General features: G+C 38.9%; 12 protein-coding genes, 2 rRNA genes and 4 pseudogenes. 6 read left to right on the top strand and 12 right to left on the bottom strand.

All coding sequences use genetic code 11. The features are described from left to right. Positions 1-12: 12 nt before the first annotated feature. Genes DYI00_RS01715 through DYI00_RS01700 form a run of 4 tightly spaced genes read right to left on the bottom strand, consistent with a single transcriptional unit; the run spans position 13 to position 4,683 of the window. Positions 13-2,334 carry a RelA/SpoT family protein gene (locus tag DYI00_RS01715; protein WP_104687462.1) on the bottom strand — a complete coding sequence of 774 codons (2,322 nt, stop codon included), beginning with the start codon at positions 2,332-2,334 and terminating at the stop codon, positions 13-15. Further along, a complete protein-coding gene (locus tag DYI00_RS01710) occupies positions 2,321-2,545 on the bottom strand; it encodes a DNA-directed RNA polymerase subunit omega (protein ID WP_000712202.1) in 225 nt (74 codons plus the stop codon). The genes DYI00_RS01715 and DYI00_RS01710 overlap by 14 nt, the downstream gene beginning before the upstream one ends. Before the next feature lie 39 nt (positions 2,546-2,584). Next, positions 2,585-3,307 (bottom strand): UMP kinase, encoded by a 723-nt coding sequence (gene pyrH / locus DYI00_RS01705; RefSeq protein ID WP_011577557.1) that lies wholly within the window; start codon positions 3,305-3,307, stop codon positions 2,585-2,587. Positions 3,308-3,351: 44 nt separating this feature from the next. Next, positions 3,352-4,683, bottom strand: coding sequence for an adenosylmethionine--8-amino-7-oxononanoate transaminase (locus DYI00_RS01700; RefSeq protein WP_011577556.1), 1,332 nt, complete (start codon positions 4,681-4,683; stop codon positions 3,352-3,354). 127 nt (positions 4,684-4,810) lie between these two features. On the opposite strand from DYI00_RS01700, the gene DYI00_RS01695 reads away from it, so the two are divergent. The 3 genes from DYI00_RS01695 (at position 4,811) to ftsZ (ending at position 9,062) form a co-directional block, all read left to right on the top strand. Then, positions 4,811-6,274 carry a peptidylprolyl isomerase gene (locus DYI00_RS01695; RefSeq protein ID WP_011577555.1) on the top strand — a complete coding sequence of 488 codons (1,464 nt, stop codon included), beginning with the start codon at positions 4,811-4,813 and terminating at the stop codon, positions 6,272-6,274. 15 nt (positions 6,275-6,289) lie between these two features. Then, positions 6,290-7,771 carry a cell division protein FtsA gene (ftsA, locus tag DYI00_RS01690; protein WP_104709232.1) on the top strand — a complete coding sequence of 494 codons (1,482 nt, stop codon included), beginning with the start codon at positions 6,290-6,292 and terminating at the stop codon, positions 7,769-7,771. A gap of 133 nt (positions 7,772-7,904) precedes the next feature. After that, positions 7,905-9,062, top strand: a complete 1,158-nt coding sequence (ftsZ, locus tag DYI00_RS01685; protein ID WP_011577553.1) for a cell division protein FtsZ — start codon at positions 7,905-7,907, stop codon at positions 9,060-9,062. Positions 9,063-9,327: 265 nt separating this feature from the next. On the opposite strand, the pseudogene DYI00_RS01680 reads toward ftsZ, so the two are convergent. From DYI00_RS01680 to DYI00_RS01640, 8 genes and pseudogenes are all read right to left on the bottom strand, one after another. After that, positions 9,328-10,582 (bottom strand): annotated as a pseudogene (locus DYI00_RS01680) (hypothetical protein). A gap of 53 nt (positions 10,583-10,635) precedes the next feature. Further along, positions 10,636-12,357, bottom strand: a pseudogene (locus DYI00_RS01675) (DUF262 domain-containing protein). 132 nt (positions 12,358-12,489) lie between these two features. After that, the gene (gene mscS, locus DYI00_RS01670; RefSeq protein WP_011577547.1) at positions 12,490-13,314 is read right to left on the bottom strand and encodes a small-conductance mechanosensitive channel MscS; all 825 of its coding nucleotides are present in this window, start codon (positions 13,312-13,314) and stop codon (positions 12,490-12,492) included. A gap of 406 nt (positions 13,315-13,720) precedes the next feature. Then, positions 13,721-14,116 (bottom strand): hypothetical protein, encoded by a 396-nt coding sequence (locus DYI00_RS01665; protein ID WP_233755715.1) that lies wholly within the window; start codon positions 14,114-14,116, stop codon positions 13,721-13,723. Beyond that, on the bottom strand, positions 14,113-14,346 hold the full coding sequence (locus tag DYI00_RS01660) for a hypothetical protein (protein WP_104709234.1): 234 nt from the start codon (positions 14,344-14,346) through the stop codon (positions 14,113-14,115). Before DYI00_RS01660 ends, DYI00_RS01665 begins: the two co-directional genes overlap by 4 nt. A 356-nt stretch (positions 14,347-14,702) precedes the next feature. Next, a complete protein-coding gene (locus tag DYI00_RS01650) occupies positions 14,703-15,029 on the bottom strand; it encodes a hypothetical protein (RefSeq protein ID WP_104687458.1) in 327 nt (108 codons plus the stop codon). Between the two features lie 7 nt (positions 15,030-15,036). Further along, positions 15,037-15,154 (bottom strand): 5S ribosomal RNA (gene rrf, locus DYI00_RS01645). A 232-nt stretch (positions 15,155-15,386) separates the two neighbouring features. Then, positions 15,387-18,272: ribosomal RNA gene (locus DYI00_RS01640) — 23S ribosomal RNA — on the bottom strand. Between the two features lie 520 nt (positions 18,273-18,792). On the opposite strand from DYI00_RS01640, the gene DYI00_RS07910 reads away from it, so the two are divergent. From DYI00_RS07910 to DYI00_RS08285, 3 genes and pseudogenes are all read left to right on the top strand, one after another. Next, on the top strand, positions 18,793-18,936 hold the full coding sequence (locus tag DYI00_RS07910) for a hypothetical protein (RefSeq protein WP_158296022.1): 144 nt from the start codon (positions 18,793-18,795) through the stop codon (positions 18,934-18,936). A 51-nt stretch (positions 18,937-18,987) separates the two neighbouring features. After that, positions 18,988-19,429: pseudogene (locus DYI00_RS01630) on the top strand (hypothetical protein). A 32-nt stretch (positions 19,430-19,461) separates the two neighbouring features. After that, positions 19,462-21,307 (top strand): annotated as a pseudogene (locus DYI00_RS08285) (DUF262 domain-containing protein). Positions 21,308-21,351: the final 44 nt, after the last annotated feature.

Genomic DNA, 21,351 nt, shown 5'->3' with positions numbered 1-21,351 from the left:
ATAGGGGGCTTATTATAACTCATAAGCATCATCCAAGCTAGACAATTCTACAATTCTGTCTTGGTATTTGCGATTGATTAAAGCCCTAATCCAATCTGATTTATCCGTTGCTATTTCAAAACTCACTTCACAATGGCTAGAATATTTGTCTTTATAGCCCAAGTAAGACACGCCCACAATATCGCATTCATTCCTGACCAAAAACGCTAACAAACCCACCAAAACCGACTTTTTCTCCCCTAAATAAAACATCATTTTATAAATCGTTCGATCCCTTTTATGCCATTCTATATAAACCATCGGCATTTTAGCATCCACTTCTGCCATCGCTTCTTTGCAAAATTTATGGTGCACGATCGCTCTTGGCTCTTTAGGATCCGTGGCAATCGCAATGATTTCATCGCCGTATTTTGGGTGGCAGCAATCGTTCAATAACACTTGCTTGATTTCTAAAGCGTTGCTTGAATAAACGCTAAAATGCTCTAACTCCTTACACTGCCACTGCCGATTAGGGGTTAAAAAATTCAAAACACTAGTTTTAAAACCCAAATACCTTAACCCTCGAGTCCATAAACTCATTTCTTGGTATTCTAAAATCGCTTCTTCTTTTAAAGAAAACACCTTATTTTCAATCTCTTCAGTGAGTTTGGCTAAATTTTCAAAGCTTTTCATCGCTTCTATTAAGGTGGTTTCCACCCCACAATCCACTAATTTTTCTTCAAAGTTTTTATAATCTTTCAAATCCACATTTTCAAAAACAGAACGCCCAAAAAAAGTCGTCAAGATATTGATCATGCTTTTAGTGTCAATTTCTTTCAGGCGGTTTCTTCTTTGGATGCGCAAATGGTTTTTAGCTTTGGAAGTCTTAAGCTGATCCATCCAAATGAAACGAGGCGTTATTTTATCGCCTTTCACGATCTTAACCACATCCCCACTCCTTAATTCTTGATTGAGTAAGGCTTCTTTGTTATTGACATAAGCATTTGTGGCTTTATCGCCCAAATCGCTATGCACCATGTAAGCAAAATCTAAAACGATCGCCCCTACCGGTAAGGTGTAAGTGTCTCCGTGGGGCGAAAAAACGACAATATCTTCACGATACAAATCATTCTTAGCGAGTTCGTAAAATTCCTTAGGGTCGTTTTTCAAATCGCTGTCATGGTATTTGAAATTTTGCAACCACCTCATGCTCTCATGTTCATTATCCACGCCCCCAGCTTTATACTTCCAATGGGCTGAATTACCATACTCCGCCCCCATGTGCATATCAAAAGTGCGGATTTGCACTTCATAGATAGAAGATTCATCAAAAATGGTTGTGTGTATCGTTTTGTAACCATTTTCTTTGGGCAAAGCGATGTAATCTTTGAAACGAGAGACAATAGGCTTAAAATTCAAATGGATGATCCCTAAAACCTTGTAGCAATCGATGGGATTTTTCAATAAAATCCTAATCGCTAACAAATCCAAAATTTCATCAATATTGACCGCACCCTTTCGTTGCATCTTAAGATGGATAGAATAAGGGCGCTTCACCCTTGAAACGAGTTTAAAATCCGAATGGCTAAACCCATTTTCAAAAAGCTTTTTTTCTAATTTGCTCGCAAAAGCGTTGAGTTTTAAGAGTAAAGATTGCTTGTTTTTGTGCAAATACTCCTTGATATTTTTGTATTCTTCCGGATAAATATAATAAAAGCTCTTATCTTCCAATTCATTTTTGATTGAAGACATGCCCAATCGGCTCGCTATGGGGGCATACACCGCCAAAGTTTCTTTAGAAATACGCACCTGTTTGTCATTGGGCAAGGCGTCTAAAGTGAGCATGTTGTGCAACCTATCGCTAATCTTTACCACCAACGCTCTTGGATCTTGTATTGCACTGATAAGAATCTTTCTAAAAGTGAGAGCAGAGACCACCATTCTAGGGTTTTGTGCATTCACTCCTAATTCTTCTTTTCTAATTTCAGTGATTTTGGTGAGTGCATCCACTAAATTGGCCACATCCTGCCCATAATCTTGCTCAATGGTTTCAATCTTACAGGGCGTGTCTTCTACTACATCATGCAGAAGCGCGGAGCATACCATCGCTTCATCGCCCCCACAAAAAGCCACCAAGCTTGCCACACAAATGGGATGGACAATATAAGGCTCGCCGCTTTTTCGGTATTGCCCCTTATGGCTTTTGGCCGCTAGATTTAGGGCATTTTCAATTTTGGGCGTGAAACCAATTAAAGTCCTTAAAACTTCAATGCCACTCTTTGGGTTTTTAACTTTTTTAATAACATCAAGAATCCGTAGGAATCCGATATCAACGGATTTATCAATTTCGTTCATCTATCCTATCTATATCAATTTTCCCTTCAGCGATTTCTCTGATAGCAATATCCACTAATTTATGGCGTTTAGGATCCATATTCACTAAAGTTTTGGCTCCAGCGTTTAATTGCTTCACCCGAGCGAAAACCAAATTATCTAGCATGTAGCGGTCGTTCCCAATATTTTTTAAGGCTTGAGCGACTAAACTCTCTGTTCTTTCTTTTTTCAAACTTATCCTTTTATTTTAAACTATCAAATTTTAAAGGGCTTATTTTACCATAGAAAATACGCCTTGTTGGTGCTTAATCACTTGCAATAAATTCCCTTTTTTAAACATGTTACACACCACAATGGGGAGTTTATTGTCTTTCGCTAAAGAAATTGCCGTGTCATCCATCACTTCAATATCCCCTATCAAGGCATCGTTATAGCTTAAAGTGTCTAATTTTTTAGCGTCTTTAAACTTGTTAGGGTCTTTGTCATAAATGCCATCCACTTTAGTCGCTTTAATGATCAGATCCGATCCAATTTCAATCGCTCTTAAAGTGGCGGCCGTATCGGTAGTGAAAAATGGGTTTCCAGTGCCTGCACCAAAAATCACCACCCTACCCTTTTCTAAATGCCTGATCGCCTTTCTGTAAATATAACTTTCACAAATCTCTTTAATCTCAATCGCGCTCTGGACTCTTGTATCCAGACCAATATGCTCTAAAGCTTCTTGCATCGCTACTGCATTAATCACAGTGGCTAACATGCCCATATAATCCCCACTAGTGCGCCTAATGATCCCCCCTTGAGCCGCACTAACCCCCCTAATGATATTGCCTCCACCTATCACAATACCCACTTCAATATCGTTTTCCACTAAACTTCTGATCTCTTTAGCGATGTGATCTAACACATGAATGTCAATCCCAAACTGGTTGTCCCCAGCTAACGCTTCCCCAGAAAATTTCACCAAAACCCGTTTGTTTTTTATCTTTGTTTGCATGATCCCTTCTCAATTATTATTATTATAAAAATTGCGATTGTAACCTAATCTTGCTTAAAAACACTTTCTAGGGTTTTTAATTCATTAATCACTTCCACTATCCCTATGATCGCTTTTTTAATTTCTTCATGCGTGATAATATAAGGAGGCATGAAATAGATAGTGTTGTTTAAAGGTCGTAGTAATAAGCCTTTAATTAAGGCCTTTTTAAAAATCGCCAAACTCAAACGCTCTTTAGTTGAGATAAAAACTTCAAAGGCAAAAACCATGCCTAAATGCCTTAAATGACGCACCACTTGTTGATCTATCAAGTCTTTTAATGCGTTTTGGAGAGTGCTGAAAACAAACTCGCTTAAAACCTTGTTTTTTTCAATAACATTTTCTTTTTCAAAAATATCTAGCGTAGCGTTTGCACATGCACATGCTAGGGCGTTTCCTGTATAGCTGTGCGAATGTAAAAACGCTTTATTGTCTTCATAGGGGGCGTAAAATTGGTTATAAATTTCATTATGGGTTAACAACACGCTTAAAGGCAAATACCCCCCACTAATCCCTTTAGACAAGCATAAAAAATCAGGTTTGATTGCACATTGCTCATAAGCAAACATGCTTCCTGTGCGCCCAAACCCTGTAGCGATTTCATCAAAAATAATGTGGATGTTTCTTTGCTTACACAATAAAACGGCTTGTTTTAAATATTTTGCACTATAGATATGCATATTCCCTGCACATTGCAAAAGAGGCTCTACAATAAAGGCACAAATTTCTTTAGCATGTGCATCTAACAAGCGCTTTAAAGCGTTTAGGGCGTTTTCTATCTCGCTATCATTTTTAGGCACAGGTGTAGTGAGATTTTTGAGTAATAAGGGGGTGTAAGTGTCTTTATAAAGTTTCACATCGCCCACGCTTAACGCTCCCAAAGTCTCGCCATGATAGGAATTAGAGAGCGATAAAAAAAGCTTTTTTTGGTGCGTCTGGTTTTCTAAAAAATGGACATGATAGCTCATTTTTAAAGCGATTTCAATGCAAGATGAACCGTTATCCGCATAAAAGCATTTATCCATGTGGGTAAGCTGGCAGAGCCTTTTAGAGAGCGTGATAATGGGCTTATGGCTAAAGGAAGCCAAAAGGACATGCTCTAAATTGTCAATTTGATGTTTGAGCTGCTGGCTAATATAGGCGTTATTATGCCCAAAAAGATTCACCCACCATGAGCTGATTAAATCCATGTAAGCGTTATTGTTGAAATCATAGAGATAGATCCCTTGAGCCTTTTTAATAGGGATAATGGGGAAATTTTGATGCTCTTGCATTTGCGAGCAAGGGTGCCAAAGGTATTCTAAATCCAAAGCGGCCAAATTTTCTTGAAAATTCATGCTAAAAACTCTCTAAATAAGGATAATTTTAATAACCTTTGGTTAGAATAAGGTTATTTGATTTTACTATAAGGTTGTTTAAACTTGAATTTCATATTTTTTATTTTTCAAAGGGATTAGAGTTCTTATGATTGAATGGATGCAAAATCATAGAAAATATTTAGTGGTTACAATATGGATAAGTGCGATCGCTTTTATTGCCGCTGGAATGATAGGTTGGGGGCAATACAGCTTTTCTTTAGATAGCAATAGTGCTGCCAAAGTGGGAAAAATTAATATTTCTCAAGAAGAATTAGCCCAAGAATACCGCCGCCTTAAAGACGCTTATGCCGAGTCTATCCCCAATTTTAAAGAACTCACTGAAGAACAAATCAGAGCCATGCATTTAGAAAAAAGCGCTCTCAATATTCTCATTAATCAAGCCTTATTAAGAAATCTCGCTTTAGATTTAGGGCTTGGAGCCACGAAGCAAGAAATCGCTAAAGAGATTAGAAAAACAAGCGTTTTTCAAAAAGATGGCGTTTTTGATGAAGAGTTGTATAAAAATATCTTAAAACAAAACAATTACCGCCCCAAACTCTTTGAAGAAAGCGTTGAAAGGCTTTTAATCCTTCAAAAAATCAGCACTCTATTCCCCAAAACCACCACCCCTTTGGAACAATCCAGTCTGTCGCTTTGGGCGAAATTGCAAGACAAGTTAGACATTCTTATCCTAAAACCTAGTGATGTTAAAATTTCTCTCAATGAAGAGGAAATGAAAAAGTATTATGAATCCCATAAAAAGGACTTTAAAAAGCCCACGAGCTTTAAAACACGATCTTTATATTTTGACGCTAATTTAGAAAAATCTGATTTGAAAGAATTAGAAGAATACTACAACAAAAACAAGGCGTCTTATTTGGATAAAGAGGGGAAATTACAGGATTTTAAAAGCGTTCAAGAGCAAGTCAAGCATGATTTGAGCATGCAAAAAGCGAATGAAAAGGCTTTAAGGAGTTATATTGCTTTAAAAAAGGGGAACACGCAAAACTACACCACGCAAGATTTTGAAGAAAACAACTCCCCCTATACCACTGAAATCACGCAAAAACTCACCACTCTCAAACCCCTTGAAATCCTAAAACCTGAGCCTTTTAAAGATGGTTTTATTGTGGTGCAGCTTGTCTCTCAAACTAAAGACGAATTGCAAAATTTTGATGGAGTCAAAAGCGCTCTTAAAACCCGTTTGACTCAAGAAAAAACCCTTATGGCGCTGCAAACTTTAGCCAAAGAAAAGCTTAAGGATTTTAAGGGAAAAAGCGTGGGCTATGTGAGTCCTAATTTTGCAGGCACCATTAATGAGCTTAACCAAGAAGAAAGCGCTAAGTTTATCAACACCATTTTTAACCGCCAAGAAAAAAAAGGGGTTGTTATTATAGGCGATAAAGTGGTGCTTTATCAAATCATAGAACAAAATTTCAACCACCCATTTAGCACAGAAGAAAGCCAATATATGGATCGTCTCGTCAATAACACTAAAACGGATTTTTTTGATAAGGCTTTGATGGAAGAATTGAAAAAACGCTATAAGATAGTCAAATACATTCAATAAATACAAGGGAAAATAATGGAACATAAAGAAATCGTTATAGGGGTTGATATAGGCTCTAGGAAGATTTGTGCGATAGTGGCTGAATTTAAAGATGGGATTTTACGCATCATTGGCACGGCTCATCAAGATTCCAAAGAAATCCACTCAAAGGCCATTAGAAAGGGTCGTATCAATAGTCTTGCCCATGCTTCTAGTGCCATTAAAGAAGTGGTTAGCAACGCTAAAAAAATGGCAGGTTTGAACGCTGATGAAGACAGAAATAACCCCATTTCTTCCTTTAGAGAATCGTATCACCCTAAAACTAAAGCGATTGTCTCTTTTTCTGGGGCTTATACTGAAAGCATTAGAGATGTGACCGGTGTGGCGAGCACCAAAGATAATGTGGTAACCATTGATGAAATCAATCGCGCTATCAATAACGCATGCGCTAAAGCAGGCTTGGATAATGACAAACACATTTTGCACGCCCTCCCCTACCGCTTCACCTTAGACAAACAAGAAGTGAATGACCCTTTAGGAATGAGCGGGACTCGCTTGGAAGTCTTTATCCACATTGTCTATACAGAAAAAAACAACATTGAAAATTTAGAAAAAATCATGGTTCAATCTGGGGTAGAGATTGAAAACATCGTGATCAATTCTTATGCAGCCTCGATCGCTACCCTGTCTAATGATGAAAAAGAATTGGGTGTGGCTTGCGTGGATATGGGCGGAGAGACATGCAACCTTACGATTTATAGCGGCAATTCTATACGCTATAGCAAATACTTACCTGTAGGCTCTCACCATTTAACCACCGACTTATCGCACATGCTCAACACCCCATTCCCTTGTGCTGAAGAGGTTAAGATCAAATACGGCGATCTTTCTTTTGAAAGCGACGAAGAAACGCCCTCTCAAAATGTCCAAATCCCTACCACTGGATCGGATGGCAATGAAAATCATATCGTGCCGCTTAATGAAATCCAATCTATCATGAGGGAAAGGGCTTTAGAAACTTTTAGGATCATCCATAGGAGTATTCAAGACAGCGGATTAGAAGAGCATTTGGGTGGGGGCGTTGTTTTAACCGGTGGAATGGTTTTAATGAAAGGGATCAAAGAATTAGCCAGAACCCATTTCACCAATTACCCTGTGCGTTTGGCCGCTCCTACTGAAAAATACAATGTCATGGGCATGTTTGAAGATTTGAAAGACCCTCGCTTTTCAGTTGTGGTCGGCTTGATTTTATACAAAGCAGGAGGGCATACTAATTATGAGAGAGACTCCAAAGGGATTATCCGCTACCATGAGAGCGATGATTACACAAGAACAACCCACCAACCAAGTCCCACCCCCCAATTTAGCCCATCGCTTGCAGAAATGAATTTGAGCGATTTAAAGACCCCAAACGCTCCCTTAAGCACCGCTAAAAATGATGATTTCTTGCCCATAAAACCCATTGAGCAAAAAGGTTTTTTCAAAAATCTCTTGGATAAGATTTCTAAAATCTTTTAAAAGGGTATAATCGCTCTTTTATACATTAAAAAGTGCACCAACAACCATCAAAAACCAAAAAATGTAGTATAATCCCTTAATCATCTATCAAAATTTTTGATTAATAAAACAAATCGTTAAGGGGAAAGTGGCTATGGTTCATCAATCAGGGGTTGAAAATTATTCTATCGGTCAAGCAAACATTGAAGAAGTGAGCGATCCGGCTTACAAAGGGGCTAAGATTGTCGTCATCGGCGTTGGAGGTGGGGGATCTAACATGATCAAACACTTGGTTGAATATGGCGTGCATCAAGACGTTACCCCTGTTGCAGTGAATACTGATGGTCAACACCTCAAAAACAATCCCGCTCCGGTTAAAATCCTTTTGGGTAGAGAGACTACTGGTGGTTTAGGTGCTGGAGGGATTCCTGATGTCGGTAAAAAAGCCGCTGAAGAGAGTGCTAATGAGGTGAGAGAAGCAATCAAGGACGCAAAATTAGTCATTGTTTCCACAGGACTTGGGGGAGGGACTGGGACTGGAGCCACCCCTACTATTGTCAAAATCGCAAAAGAAGTGGGAGCGCTCACGATCGCTATCGTTACCAAGCCTTTCAAATACGAAGGGTCTCAAAAAAGAAAGAAAGCTGAAGAGGGGCTGAAGGAATTGGAGCAATCTAGCGATTCTATTTTGGTTATCCCCAATGATAAAGTTCTTTTAACGATGAAAAAAAACGCTAGCACTAAAGAATGCTACAAGGAAGTTGATGATGTCTTAGTTAGGGCTGTGAGCGGTATTTCTACGATTATCACTAAACCTGGGGATATTAATGTTGACTTTTCCGATTTAAAAAGCGCTCTTGGTTTTAAAGGGTTTGCGTTAATGGGTATTGGTGAAGCCACTGGCGAAGAGTCTGCTAAATTAGCGGTGGAAAATGCGATCCAATCGCCTCTTCTTGATGACGCTTCTATTGATGGGGCTAAGAGCATTATTGTCTTTTTTGAGCACCACCCTGATTACCCTATGTATGCTTATTCTCAAGCTTGCGAATTTATTCAAGATCGGGCCAATCAAGATGTTGATGTCAAGTTTGGCCAACACACTAGCGAGAATATCCCCCTTGATCATGTGCGTGTCACCATCATTGCAACCGGTGCTGAAAGAAATAGCAATGAACCGGCTTTAGAATCGATCGCTACACCCTCTCAACCTGTGGTGAAACCAGCAAGAAAAGTGGGTAATGGCGAGTATTTAAGGATCCCTACTGAAGAGGAATTATCCACACCCACAGCCATAAGAATCCAACAAGATTGATCTTAATCCTTGCTTTTCTCCCCTTATTTTTGTGGGGCTATGATACGCAAGGGTTTGTTGGCTCTGTTTTCATTTATTTTTTAAAATAAAATTAAAAAGCTTTGATTTTTAGTTCGCTGAATCTTAAAGCGTTTTAGGGGGTTTTAAGGCACTTTAAGGGGGGAATTATTTCTCAAAACACCCCCTATTCTTATAAGTTAATGAAACGCTAGGAAGCTGTTATAAGTTACACCTTTGATCAACACAGAAATAAGGGTTAAACTCTCTACTCGTTGTTAGGTTTATCAGCATTACTTAACATGCTAGCAATAAGACTATCACTCACTCTCTCACCTTATGCCAGAGCGTTAGAGATTTTAATGATTTCAAGATTTTGTTTCACGCTCAATCTATAATTCTTACTCAAATTCCGTCTCTCATAGTCTCGGCTTTTCATGGTTTCTTTTTCCCATTCACTTACCTCATCAATGGTAAAAACTTTAGGGTATCCATACGCACGAGCCATACTCTGACTCCCTTTGATAGAGCCTACAATATAGCTTTCAAAGGGTTTGCCTAGTCTCTCAATAGGTAAGACAGCTACTTTGATTTGCGTTTTAGCGATTTCACTGAAATTTATGCCATAACCACTATCAGGTTGTTTTTTGAAAAAGGTATAAACCTTGTCTTTTAATCGTGTGAGAGATTGGGGTAATTGTGCAGGCACTGAAAAAGTAATGCCAGTGAATGTATCCCACACTCCACCATAACTATCAGGTTCAGTGCTGACTAAATCCACTTCATTAGTGCTTGCGTTTTTGGCAATAACAAATAGCCGCTTGACTAAACACTCTAGCTAACACTAATAAGGTCTTTTTAAATTAAAGGTATCACTAGGTTCGTTTTGAAATACAAAAAAGCTGACTTCTTTATTTGGGTAAAAGGTCATCTTTTAAGCTCTCTTTCCAATACCCCACCACTTCAATATAACCGAGAAAATTCCGCTTAAAGTTTAAAAATGATTTTAGCTGTCTTGTTCTGTTCGTATTGTCTTTGTTTGTGTAGCGGTATCTTTTAACAAATTCCCTACTGGACATAAAATCTTTCATTGTCGCTGTGCTATTAGGGTTTAAAATTTTATTAACAAAAGGTTTTCCTAACCCCTTACAGAGTTTAGCGTAGATAGTTTCATCATCTCTCAAAAAAGCGTCAGCAAAATAATAGGCATCTATATCATTAATGTTTATAACCGCTTTTATAAACTTCAATCAGTTTTTCTCGCTCACCTTCAGTAAAGTCAGCAATCATTCAGGTTTAAAAAATCTAAACGCCGAGATAGTCCCAAAGGGTAATCCGCTTTTAATCTTACTCACTACCCTAGAAAGATTAGCGCTCTCAATCGTAGAGCCTTTAATAGGGTTCATCTTATCTTAAAATCAACTTATCCATGCTGTCCGAACAATGTAGAAATTTCTTTTCTCATCAATGGCTCTGACTTTAGAGCCTTCAATTCTTTCTAAAAAATCATAGTTCAGTAACATAACTTACTCCTTATTGTTTTACGCCCTTATGGGCGATTTTCCATCATTCTAGATCAAAAGTCATATTCATCCTCCTCTTCTTGCCCTTCTATGTGTAAAATAGGCGTGATAGTGTCATATAAAAACTCGTCTCGCTTTTGAAGAGAGTTCTCATTCCACTTCCTATGATTGCTATGCAACTCTTTAGTGATGTGATAACAGCTGATCACTCTGCTTGTATCTTTGCCCCCATAAATTTGTCTTTTTTCATCAAAATCCATGTTTAAAGCTTGTGCGTTCTTTTTATGCTTTAAAAGGGTTAGATTTGCAATCTTATTTACCCATTCTTCTCTTTTTTCTTTGTCAAAATCCGCATTCCATTGACTGCCTCTTTTGGGTTTTTGAGGTAAAACATGCTCTACTTGGGTTTCTGCATCCATGGCAATAAAATTGGGTTTCTCTTCATCTACCATGAAATAATTGGCTAAGGCTAATACAGGACGCACCCATTTGTTAGAATAAACAGAAGAGCTATCCCATAAGTTATCGTGGTATTGGTTAAAGGTGTTATGAAGCGCTATATTGTCCAATATGAGCTCTTGGATGGTTTCAATGTCCTTATTGTTTTTAACATTTTTGATAATGTTGAGACTTGTTTGCTTGATGTGCGAGATTGTGCCTCCTGCAATCCAAGTTTGATAATAATAAGACACCAAAAGCTTTTTCAAAGCGTCAAAATCAGGGTATTTGACATAAAGAGCTGTCGTTAAAATACTAGCCCAAAATCTAGAGGGAAGGTATCTTAATAAGTAAATGTATCGGTCTTGCTTTTTTAACAAATCAGTATAAGACTTCATAAACTCGCTGACATCATAGATAAACTCGCAAGCGTTTTTTTTGCTGTCTTTGAACACCTTTTTTAATCCCTTATCGGCTCTCTTTTTAGATGAACTAGGATCAGCGTATTCTAAATACATGTTAAAAAAGTCTTCTAAATCAATGTCTATACCTTCAACGCTCTTGCAAGCATCAACTATCTTATCCCAAGTGGTTATAAAGTCCTTACGCCTTTCATCATCTTGCTTGATTTCTTGCATCAAACTGGATTTTAAAATATCAACAGGGCTTAAGGGCTGATCTCTATCGTTTAGCACCTGAAAGATTTGCACCGCGCTGTCTTGCTCAAAACAAATAATCCTAGTTAAAACAATGCGCTCATAAAACCACTTGACAAAATCATCAATATCGCTTATTACGCCATTTTCCATGCTCTCATCCAACAACTCCTTAAAATAGTAGGCGTTACGCAAATAAGTGTTTTCTTCAAATTTCTTATTCAACTCGCTCTTTTTGATATTATCTTCAAACTCTCAATTCTTTAGCACCGTGTTTTCAAAAATGCTCTTGTAATTTTGAGCGGCAAAGAATTTTAGACGCTCTTTTTCTTTATCGTATCTGTCATAAATACTCTCTTCAATAAAAGCTTTAGATTTTTGCCCTAACCGGTGTTTATAGAGCCTTAAAATCGTGCAAGCCAAGATAATAAAACTTGTTAGTCGCTGTTGGCCATCCACAACATCCCATCTTCCATTTTTATTTTCAGCGATCACAATAGAGCCACAAAAATATTCATCTTCTTTATTGTCTGTATAGCTACCCACTAAATCATCAATTAAAGCCCCTAAATGCTCTTTATCCCACACATAAGGGCGTTGGTAATCTGGCACCTGATAAAAATATTCACCATCCACTAAAATTTGATGGAGTTTTTTTAGCTCCACTTCTACTTTTGCCATTTTTGCCATCGTTTTGCTCCTTGTAATTTAACTCTGTAAGTCCCACTGATAAAAAGCGTTGTTATGTCTAGTTATCATTAATAAAAAACCTTTTAGCTCCTAAATTGCTATAATCAATGCATCTCACACCAATCACTTAGAAGAGTCTTGATTTTTAATAGAAATATCTAACTTATTGAAAGGGATTTCAATCTGGTTAGCGTCTAGGGCGTTTTTGATGCGCTCAATCAATTCGCTTCGCACATTAAAGATCCCATCTTCAATCTTTGCCCAAACCCTAATAGTGAAATTCAATGAACTTTGTCCAAAATCCGTAATTCCAATAAAAGTGGGCATGTTTTTATCAATTTTTTCCATTGCGTCAATGACATCTTTTATAGTCTTATGCACCAATTCAATATCGCTCCCATACCCTACCCCACACACCCATTCAATGCGCCGACATTCGGTATTATTGCTATTGATGATATTGGAATTAGCGACATTTCTGTTAGGCAAAACCGCCAAGCGCCCGTCATGAAGACGCAAAGAAGTGTTGAAAAGATTGACAGACTCCACCTTACCATTAAGTCCAGAAAGCTCAACCGTATCCCCCTTTTTAAAAGGGCGCAACACAATAAGGATAATCCCTCCAGCAATGCTTGAGAGAGAGTCTTTTAAGGCCAACGCCACCGCAATCCCTGCCGTTCCTAAAACGGTGATAATGGAGGTGGTTTGCACGCCTAAAGTACTGAGCGTAATGATTGTAGTGATGATAAGGATTAAAACAAAGGCGACTTGTGCGATAAAATTCGCTAGAATTTCGTCTTTTTTGGATAAAAGTTTCACGATTTTTTTGCGCAAGAAAAACGAAAGATAAAAACCCACGCAAGCGATAATAACGGCTTTGATTAAGACTATCCCAAAATACTTGGCTAACGGCAAAAAATCTATTAAGAGCGTTTTAATTTCATCCATAAACTTTCCTTGCAAAAATCGCTTAAGAATTTTAACATGTTAGCATGTTTAAAACTAACCTTATTATCACCACTCAAACACCAAACCCTGTGCTAGTATCAAATTGATTGGCTTTAAGCGCGCTGTCTAATGAAAAGGGGTTTTAGTGTTGAACCTAGAGACCACTTTAACACCCCCATTTGATGGCTAGCGCTTACTTTATGGCAATGGTTATTCCCTAGCTTGGCTTTAATGGACTTTATCGTTACGCTACCAACAGACACTGCTTTGTAGGACTTTTTCATCAAGGCTATGGTGTGTTTAAAAGTCTCTGATTAATTCTTTAAGAATTTGGGGGAGTTAGGGATTTCTCAATTCTGGTCCATATTTGGTGTGGTTAGCGGCTTTAATCCTTTGATCTCTTTTATCAAGGTTTATACCCTGCTCCTTCTTTTTTCTCAAAGAATGCGAATTTTAAAGGGGTAGTGAAACACAACCACGCTCTGTCGTTCCCAGAATGCAAAACGCTATCTTGTTCGTATTTATCTCCAAGCCCTCTAATGGTTGTCAATAAATCCGCACTCTCTTGTAAAGCGTAAATAAGGAAACTAGGCTCTTTACTCCCTAAATAAACGCCATTGACTTTAATGCAACCGATTTTAGGGTATCGCTTTTTAATCTCCGCTTCCAATTCCTTGTTTCTTTGGACATTCTCTGCTTCGCTCATTAGGTATTGAGAAAAGATAGCATCAACAGATCCGCCATAATAACCCACAATCATGTCAGTAGCTGTGTCAAACCCGTAATCTTGCCACAAGCTCAATTTAAACTCTCTGTTAGCTGAAAGACACCCGCACTTAAGCAGGTGTTCATACAGAAAAGAGCGGTTATGCTGTATTTTTCTTTTTCAGTAAGCTCATCAAACGCCTTTAAGTTAGGGTTATTCATCGCTCCACTTAAGGTCATTTTTAAAGTCGGTTTAATTTTGTAAATTCTCATAGCATTGATGAGACTTTGATTGACTTTACCGCTTGTAATGTTGAAATTTTTCATTCCGTAGTTCTCTCCTAAAACACTGCTCAAAAGGATTTAGAGCTAGGGTTCATATCGCTACCAAAACTGACAATCTCTGATTTTCCTATTACATGACCTAATTTACATCTCTTATGCTTTTTACCAGAGAAGTCATAAGCTTCAACCCCATTAGGGTTTGGTGTGGTGCAAATGAGACTAAATCTAGCATAAACCTTACCGCCTTTTTCTACCACTTCAGGACACCAAGTAATGCTGTCTTGCTCGAACTCGTTCCCTAGTTCAATAAATTCTTTTTTTAAGAGACAGTGAGGGTCTTTGAGTGTATAGACAAAAAAGGAAACTTCGTTCTGTGGAATATCATTAGCTTTTTCTTATTAAGAACCCTGAATGGTAATAAAGCCCACTTTAGGGTATAAGGCTTTCAATATTGCTTTGATCTGTTTAGTCCGCTTCATATTCGTTTCTAAATCATAGTTACTCCTAAAGGTCGAAATAATTCCGTATTGACCCCCTATCACATGCTTATAAACCCTAAAAAGACCGGCAACGCCCAAGTCAGCCCTTTCTTCATCTGTGAAAGCTATCGTTCTTTTTAAATTAGGGTTACTAGCTCTTATTTTAGCAAACTTTTCAGCTGTCCCACAAAAATAAGCCATAAAAAATAAACCAAACAAGATAAAACAAGACAGAATTAAAAACATTTCCCTATCCCTGCACCGACCTACATTCCCACTCTTGAAAAGAGCAGTATCATCAGCGATGAAGAGCTTGACTTCCAGGTTCGGAATGGTTAGCTGGGTAGTTCCTCTTCTCTAAAGGCACAAGGAAAAGGGAGTTAAAGATAAACCGCATTTACCCTTAACTCCCCTTTCTTTATTAGGGAGCTGTTTCTAACCAAGAAGACATTAATAGCCTTTTATTTTAAAAAGGAATAGAGCGTGTCTTATCCCCACTTAAAACCAACTATAAAAGTCTTTTGTAAAACTCCAACTCTCTTACACTCAGTAAGGCAGTGGTAACTTATTGATGCTTCTTGTCGTTATATTATTCAAAAAGCAAAAAACAAGCCAAACGCTCTATTAGTAGTAGTCAGCTAAACGCATTACTGCGCTTACACATCTACCCTATCAAGCACATCGTCTTTGTGCGAGCTTCAGGGAAAGTTAATCTTGGAGTTGGCTTCCTGCTTAGATGCTTTCAGCAGTTATCGCATCTGTGTGTAGCTACCCAGCGATGCTCTTGGCAGAACAACTGGTACACCAGTGACACATCCATCCCGGTCCTCTCGTACTAGGGACAGCTCTCCTCAACTTTCCTACGCCCACGGCAGATAGGGACCGAACTGTCTCACGACGTTCTGAACCCAGCTCGCGTACCGCTTTAAATGGCGAACAGCCATACCCTTGGGACCTGCTCCAGCCCCAGGATGCGATGAGCCGACATCGAGGTGCCAAACCTCCCCGTCGATGTGAGCTCTTGGGGGAGATCAGCCTGTTATCCCCGGGGTACCTTTTATCCTTTGAGCGATGGCCCTTCCACACAGAACCACCGGATCACTATGACCGACTTTCGTCTCTGCTTGACTTGTATGTCTTACAGTCAGGCTGGCTTGTGCCATTACACTCAACTTGCGATTTCCAACCGCAATGAGCCAACCTTTGCAAGCCTCCGTTACTTTTTAGGAGGCGACCGCCCCAGTCAAACTACCCACCAAGCATTGTCCTGCCTGTGGATAACACAGACCAGTTAGCTAACAGAAACATCAAGGGTGGTATCTCAAGGACGGCTCCATAAGAGCCAAAGCCCTTACTTCAAAGCCTCCCACCTATCCTGCGCATGATATTCCCATTAGCAGTGCTAAGCTGTAGTAAAGGTCCACGGGGTCTTTCCGTCTTGCCGCGGGTAGGAGGAATTTTCACCTCCACTACAATTTCACTGAATCTCTGGTTGAGACAGCTCCCATCTCGTTACGCCATTCATGCAGGTCGGTATTTAACCGACAAGGAATTTCGCTACCTTAGGACCGTTATAGTTACGGCCGCCGTTTACTCGGGCTTCAATTCAACGCTTCATCTTGCGACTGACGCATCCTCTTAACCTTCGAGCACCGGGCAGGCGTCACACCTTATACTTCCTCTTACGAGTTGGCAAAGTGCTGTGTTTTTGGTAAACAGTCGGGAGGGACTCTTTGCTGAGACCGCATTGCTGCGGCACACCTTATCGCGAACTTACGGTGCTAGTTTGCAGAGTTCCTTAACCAGAGTTCTTCCACGCGCCTTAGAATACTCATCTCATCTACCTGTGTCGGTTTGCGGTACGGACGACTATGGATATGCTTAGAGGCTTTTCTTGGCACGACGGTATCAGCGATTCTCCCTTTGTCCTAAAAGGACTCAAAGAGCCTGTTTGGGTTTCAAATACAGAGGTGGATTTGCCTTCCCTCCAATCTACGCCCTTAGACTAGCGCTTCCATCAGCTAGCTCGCTTAACCCTATGCGTCCCCCCATCACGCTCCACAGTCGGTATTGGAATATTAACCAATTTGCCATCACCTACCCCTTTCGGACTCGGCTTAGGACCCGACTAACCCTACGATGACGACCATCGCGTAGGAAACCTTAGATTTACGGCGGATACAATTCTCATATATCTTATCGTTACTCATTCCTGCATGCTCACTTCATGCCGCTCCAGCACTCCTTATCGGTATACCTTCAACGCTGGCATGAACGCTCTTCTACCACTGTGTCAAACACAATCTACAAATTCGGTGTCTATCTTAGCCCCGTTATATTTTCAGCGCATGACCACTAGACCAGTGAGCTGTTACGCTTTCTTTAAAGGATGGCTGCTTCTAAGCCAACCTCCTGGTTGTTTGAGTAGCCACACATCTTTTTCCACTCAGAATAGAACTTAGGGACCTTATTTGGTAGTCTGGGTTGTTCCCCTTTTGACGATTGATTTTATCACCCACCGCCTGACTCCCAAGATACGATAAAAGGTATTCGAAGTTTGATAGGGTTTGGTACCGCGGCGAGCAGCCCTAGCCCAATCAGTGCTCTACCCCCTTTTATTATCACTTGAGGCTATACCTAAATATATTTCGAAGAGAACCAGCTATCACTAAGTTTGTTTGGCCTTTCACCCCTATCCACAGCTCATCCCAACCCGTTTCAATGGGTACGAGTTCAGTCCTCCACGCGCTATTACACGCGTTTCAACTTGGCCATGGATAGATCACTTAGCTTCGGGTCTGCAGCATCTGACTAAACGCCCTATTCAGACTCGCTTTCGCTACGGCTTCGCATTCGCTTAACCTTGCCAGACACCACAACTCGCAGGATCATTATGCAAAAGGCAGTCCATCACCCTGATAAATCATAGGGCTCTGAATGATTGTAAGCAGATGGTTTCAGGTTCTATTTCACTCCGCTCACTGCGGTTCTTTTCACCTTTCCCTCACGGTACTTGTTCGCTATCGCTCAAAGAGTAGTATTTAGGGTTGGAGAGTGGTCTCCCCGGCTTCAACCTGGATTTCTCGTGTCCTGGCCTACTCTGGATACTGCTGCCTAAGAACGCCTTGTCGCATACAAGGCTATCACTTTCTATGGCTTACCTTTCCAGGTAACTCTGCTAAAGCGTTCTCTTGGATATTGCAGTCCTCAACCCCGAATGCAAGCACTCGGTTTGCCCTTTTCCCCATTCGCTCGCCACTACTTAGGGAATCTCGTTGATTTCTTTTCCTCTAGTTACTGAGATGTTTCACTTCACTAGGTTCGCTCTCTCTATTAGAGTAACTAATATCTCTATTAGTTGGGTTGCCCCATTCGGACATCTACGCATCAAAGCTCCTTGACAGCTCCGCATAGCTTATCGCAGTCTAGTACGTCCTTCATCGCCTCTCTTTGGCAAGGCATCCGCCATCTGCTCTTAAAAGCTTGTTTTAAATTTTAAAATATCCTTTAAAACCCGCCCTTTTATAATGAATAACGACAATTGCACCAATATTCTTTAGCGCTACCACTGCCTTAGTGAATGTAAGACAGAGTCATTGTAGTTTTACTTTACTTTTACATAGGCTATTAACAATATTAAATCAAACAACTCCGTTTTATTCAAAAACTCGCTATAATAAGTTCAAATTTTAAACCCTTTTTAACAAGAAGACTAAAAATGTTTAATCTCTAATCTCTTCTAACTTATCAAGTTATGAGCTTTTAGCTTTTTTAAGCTTTTTGGCTTGTAACAACTTGTTTGGTTGTTTGAATTGAAGAACTTTTTAAAGCTCGTTCTTTAAAAACGAAATGTAATTATAGACATACGATGCTTAAAGTTTGCTTAAATAAAAAAATTGTTTAAAAGATAAAATTTTAAGACAAAAATAATAGTGGTTAGCCATTGATTAAATATCACTAGATACAATTACAATGTATCTTGTCATCTTTTTTCAAAATAGGGGTAGAAGTGGCACTCAAGCGTTCAAGCCGTTCAAGCCGTTCAAGCAGCGCTACCATAGTTTTTACAAAAATCCGCTTAAAAATCCCCTACTTTTTATTATCCACTCTCTTTTTAACCAACACAATCTTTTTAGAAAATTTAATTCAATAAGCCCCATTTTTATCAGTGGGACTTACAGAGTTAAATCACAAGGAGAAAACGATGGCTCAATTAGAAGATTTGAAAGTGCATGAAAAATACAATTTGTTGTTATGCATGGTTTCAGGTGCATACAAAGGGACAATTCCAGGAAATAAGAATTTTAAAGAGTGGTGTGATGAATGCACTTTGACCGGTTTTCGCCCAAGAAGGGGAGAAGTGGCTCAATATGAGCATTTTGAACTCATGCGTAAGGCAGATTATGTTATTGGCATTGTGAATGAGGATTCAACCACTAGAGGGGCTGAAGTCCAACGGAGCGTTTTTGCCCTAAAAATTGACCATGACACTATTGGAACTGATGAAGAAAGGGGCGTTAATGGTTGAGGGCGTTTGCGCTCAAAAAGGGAGTCAAGAATACGAAGAATTAGTCAATAAAAGCACATGGCATTTTACGCACAGCACCAGACTTGGAAAACCAAAATCGATCAAGCGAAAAGGTTAAAAAAATATTGATTCAGATAAGAAAGGATTTTAATGGAATTGTTGAATTTAGACGGAGTGATTGAAAAAGGCGTGTTTGAAATCCCTAGTTATCAAAGGGGGTATGCATGGCAGATTAGGCAATTAAAGGATTTTTGGAATGATTTAGAGCATGTTTCCAAGCTAGAAAACAAATTCCATTACATGCATAGCTTAACTTTAAGAAAGTCTGGAGATGATTTTGGAGATATTGATTTTGAGATCATAGACGACCAGCAACGATTGGCTACAAGCTTGATTTTACTAGGTCTTTTAGCAAAAACCACTAAAAATGAAAATTATTCTTCAGCCAACCTCAAATCCATTCTATCCTACAAAGATGATTATTATGGCTTAAGCGAAGTTTTTAGGGCTATCACCGAAGAAAAAGATTTAGAAAAGTTTAAAACTTCTTTTTACGCTAAAAATTTTATTGACGCTTATGCATTTTTTAAAGAAAAAATCAGCAATACCCCTATTGAAACGCTTGAAAAAATGCTTGATGCCCTCACCAAAAAAATGCTTTTTAGCGTGGCGGAATTGAATGATAACAGGATCGATCCATTCAGCTCTTTTGAAACGATCAACAATCGTGGTAAAGATCTATCCACTTTGGAATTGTTAAAAAACCGCTTGCATTTTGTAGCGCACAAGATTTGCGATAAAGAAAAGTTAGAAAACCTTCAAAAAAAATATCAACGATACCTACACTCTTATTTATCACGATTTGAGATCGTTTGAAGACGATGATTTGGAGAAATTTTTAAAGCATTTTGTGGCGTATTACTATGGTGAAAACAGCAGCAAGTTTAAAGAGAGATTATTGGAAATGGAATTTAACACACATAGGAAATACGATGACACAAACTTGGATGATGAATATGAAAAAATAGATAATTTATTATTTTATATTTATTATTCTTCTAAAGTGTGGAATTTCTTGCACACGCTTGATGAAAAGGCTATGACCCTTATTTTTAGTGATCACAAAAAACTTGAGATTGAAATCACGCCTAACATGCGTGTTTTGTTAGACAAAATGCGGCGCCTAAACGCTTTGAGCGATAACGCGTTCTTGCCTTTATTACCCTCTCTTTTTACAATACAGCTTGTTGGGAAAAGCGCTGACGAAGAGCCTTATACCACTAAAGAATTAGAGGGATTATTAGATTAGAATATTTAGAGCGTTTTGGGTTTTTAATCTATGCTATGGGGTTGCTGGTAGGGATACAGCTAAAAACGAATTGATCAAACCAGCTTTTCAAGCGATGAAATCGTATAAAGAGAGGCAAGAAAATCTAACGATTGAAGATCTTCCGGAGTTAGAAAAGCATTTTTTCAACAAACAAAATCATAGCGGTTTAGAATTTCTTGAAGAGAATATCCACTCTAAAAGGAAACCCAGGAAATGGTATGAGTGGGGCAAGGCATTGAATTACTTGCTTTATGAATACGAGCTACACCATGACCCTAAAACGAGTCTTAATTTTGATGGCAGTATAGAGAGTATTGAACATATCTTGCCCAAAAACCCTGACAAAGGTTATAACACCAAAGAAAAAAATTTGGCTAAAAAGCCCCATGTCGTGCATGCTTTGGGGAATTTGCTCTTAATTAATTTCTAAAAACGCTAACAGCTCTTTAAGTAACAAGCCTTTTGATGAAAAAAGAAAAGGGTATATGAAAGGCTCTTATAGTGAAAAGGAAGTGGCTAAAAACGCTTCTTTTGGGCTTGAAGAGATTAAAGAAAAGGAGCGAAAAATTATTAGACTTTTTAATCACGCATTACAACATCGCTGCATTAGTGGGTGACAGCGAGATTAAAGCTTTTAAAAACAATCTTTTGAAAGAGATTAAATGATTGCAATAGTCAAAAAAGCGCTTCTTTATTGAACGCTATTTTTC

Origin of the sequence: Helicobacter acinonychis, assembly GCF_900461455.1 — a bacterium.
Taxonomy (GTDB): domain Bacteria; phylum Campylobacterota; class Campylobacteria; order Campylobacterales; family Helicobacteraceae; genus Helicobacter; species Helicobacter acinonychis.
This window is presented reverse-complemented; position numbering and strand designations above follow the sequence as displayed.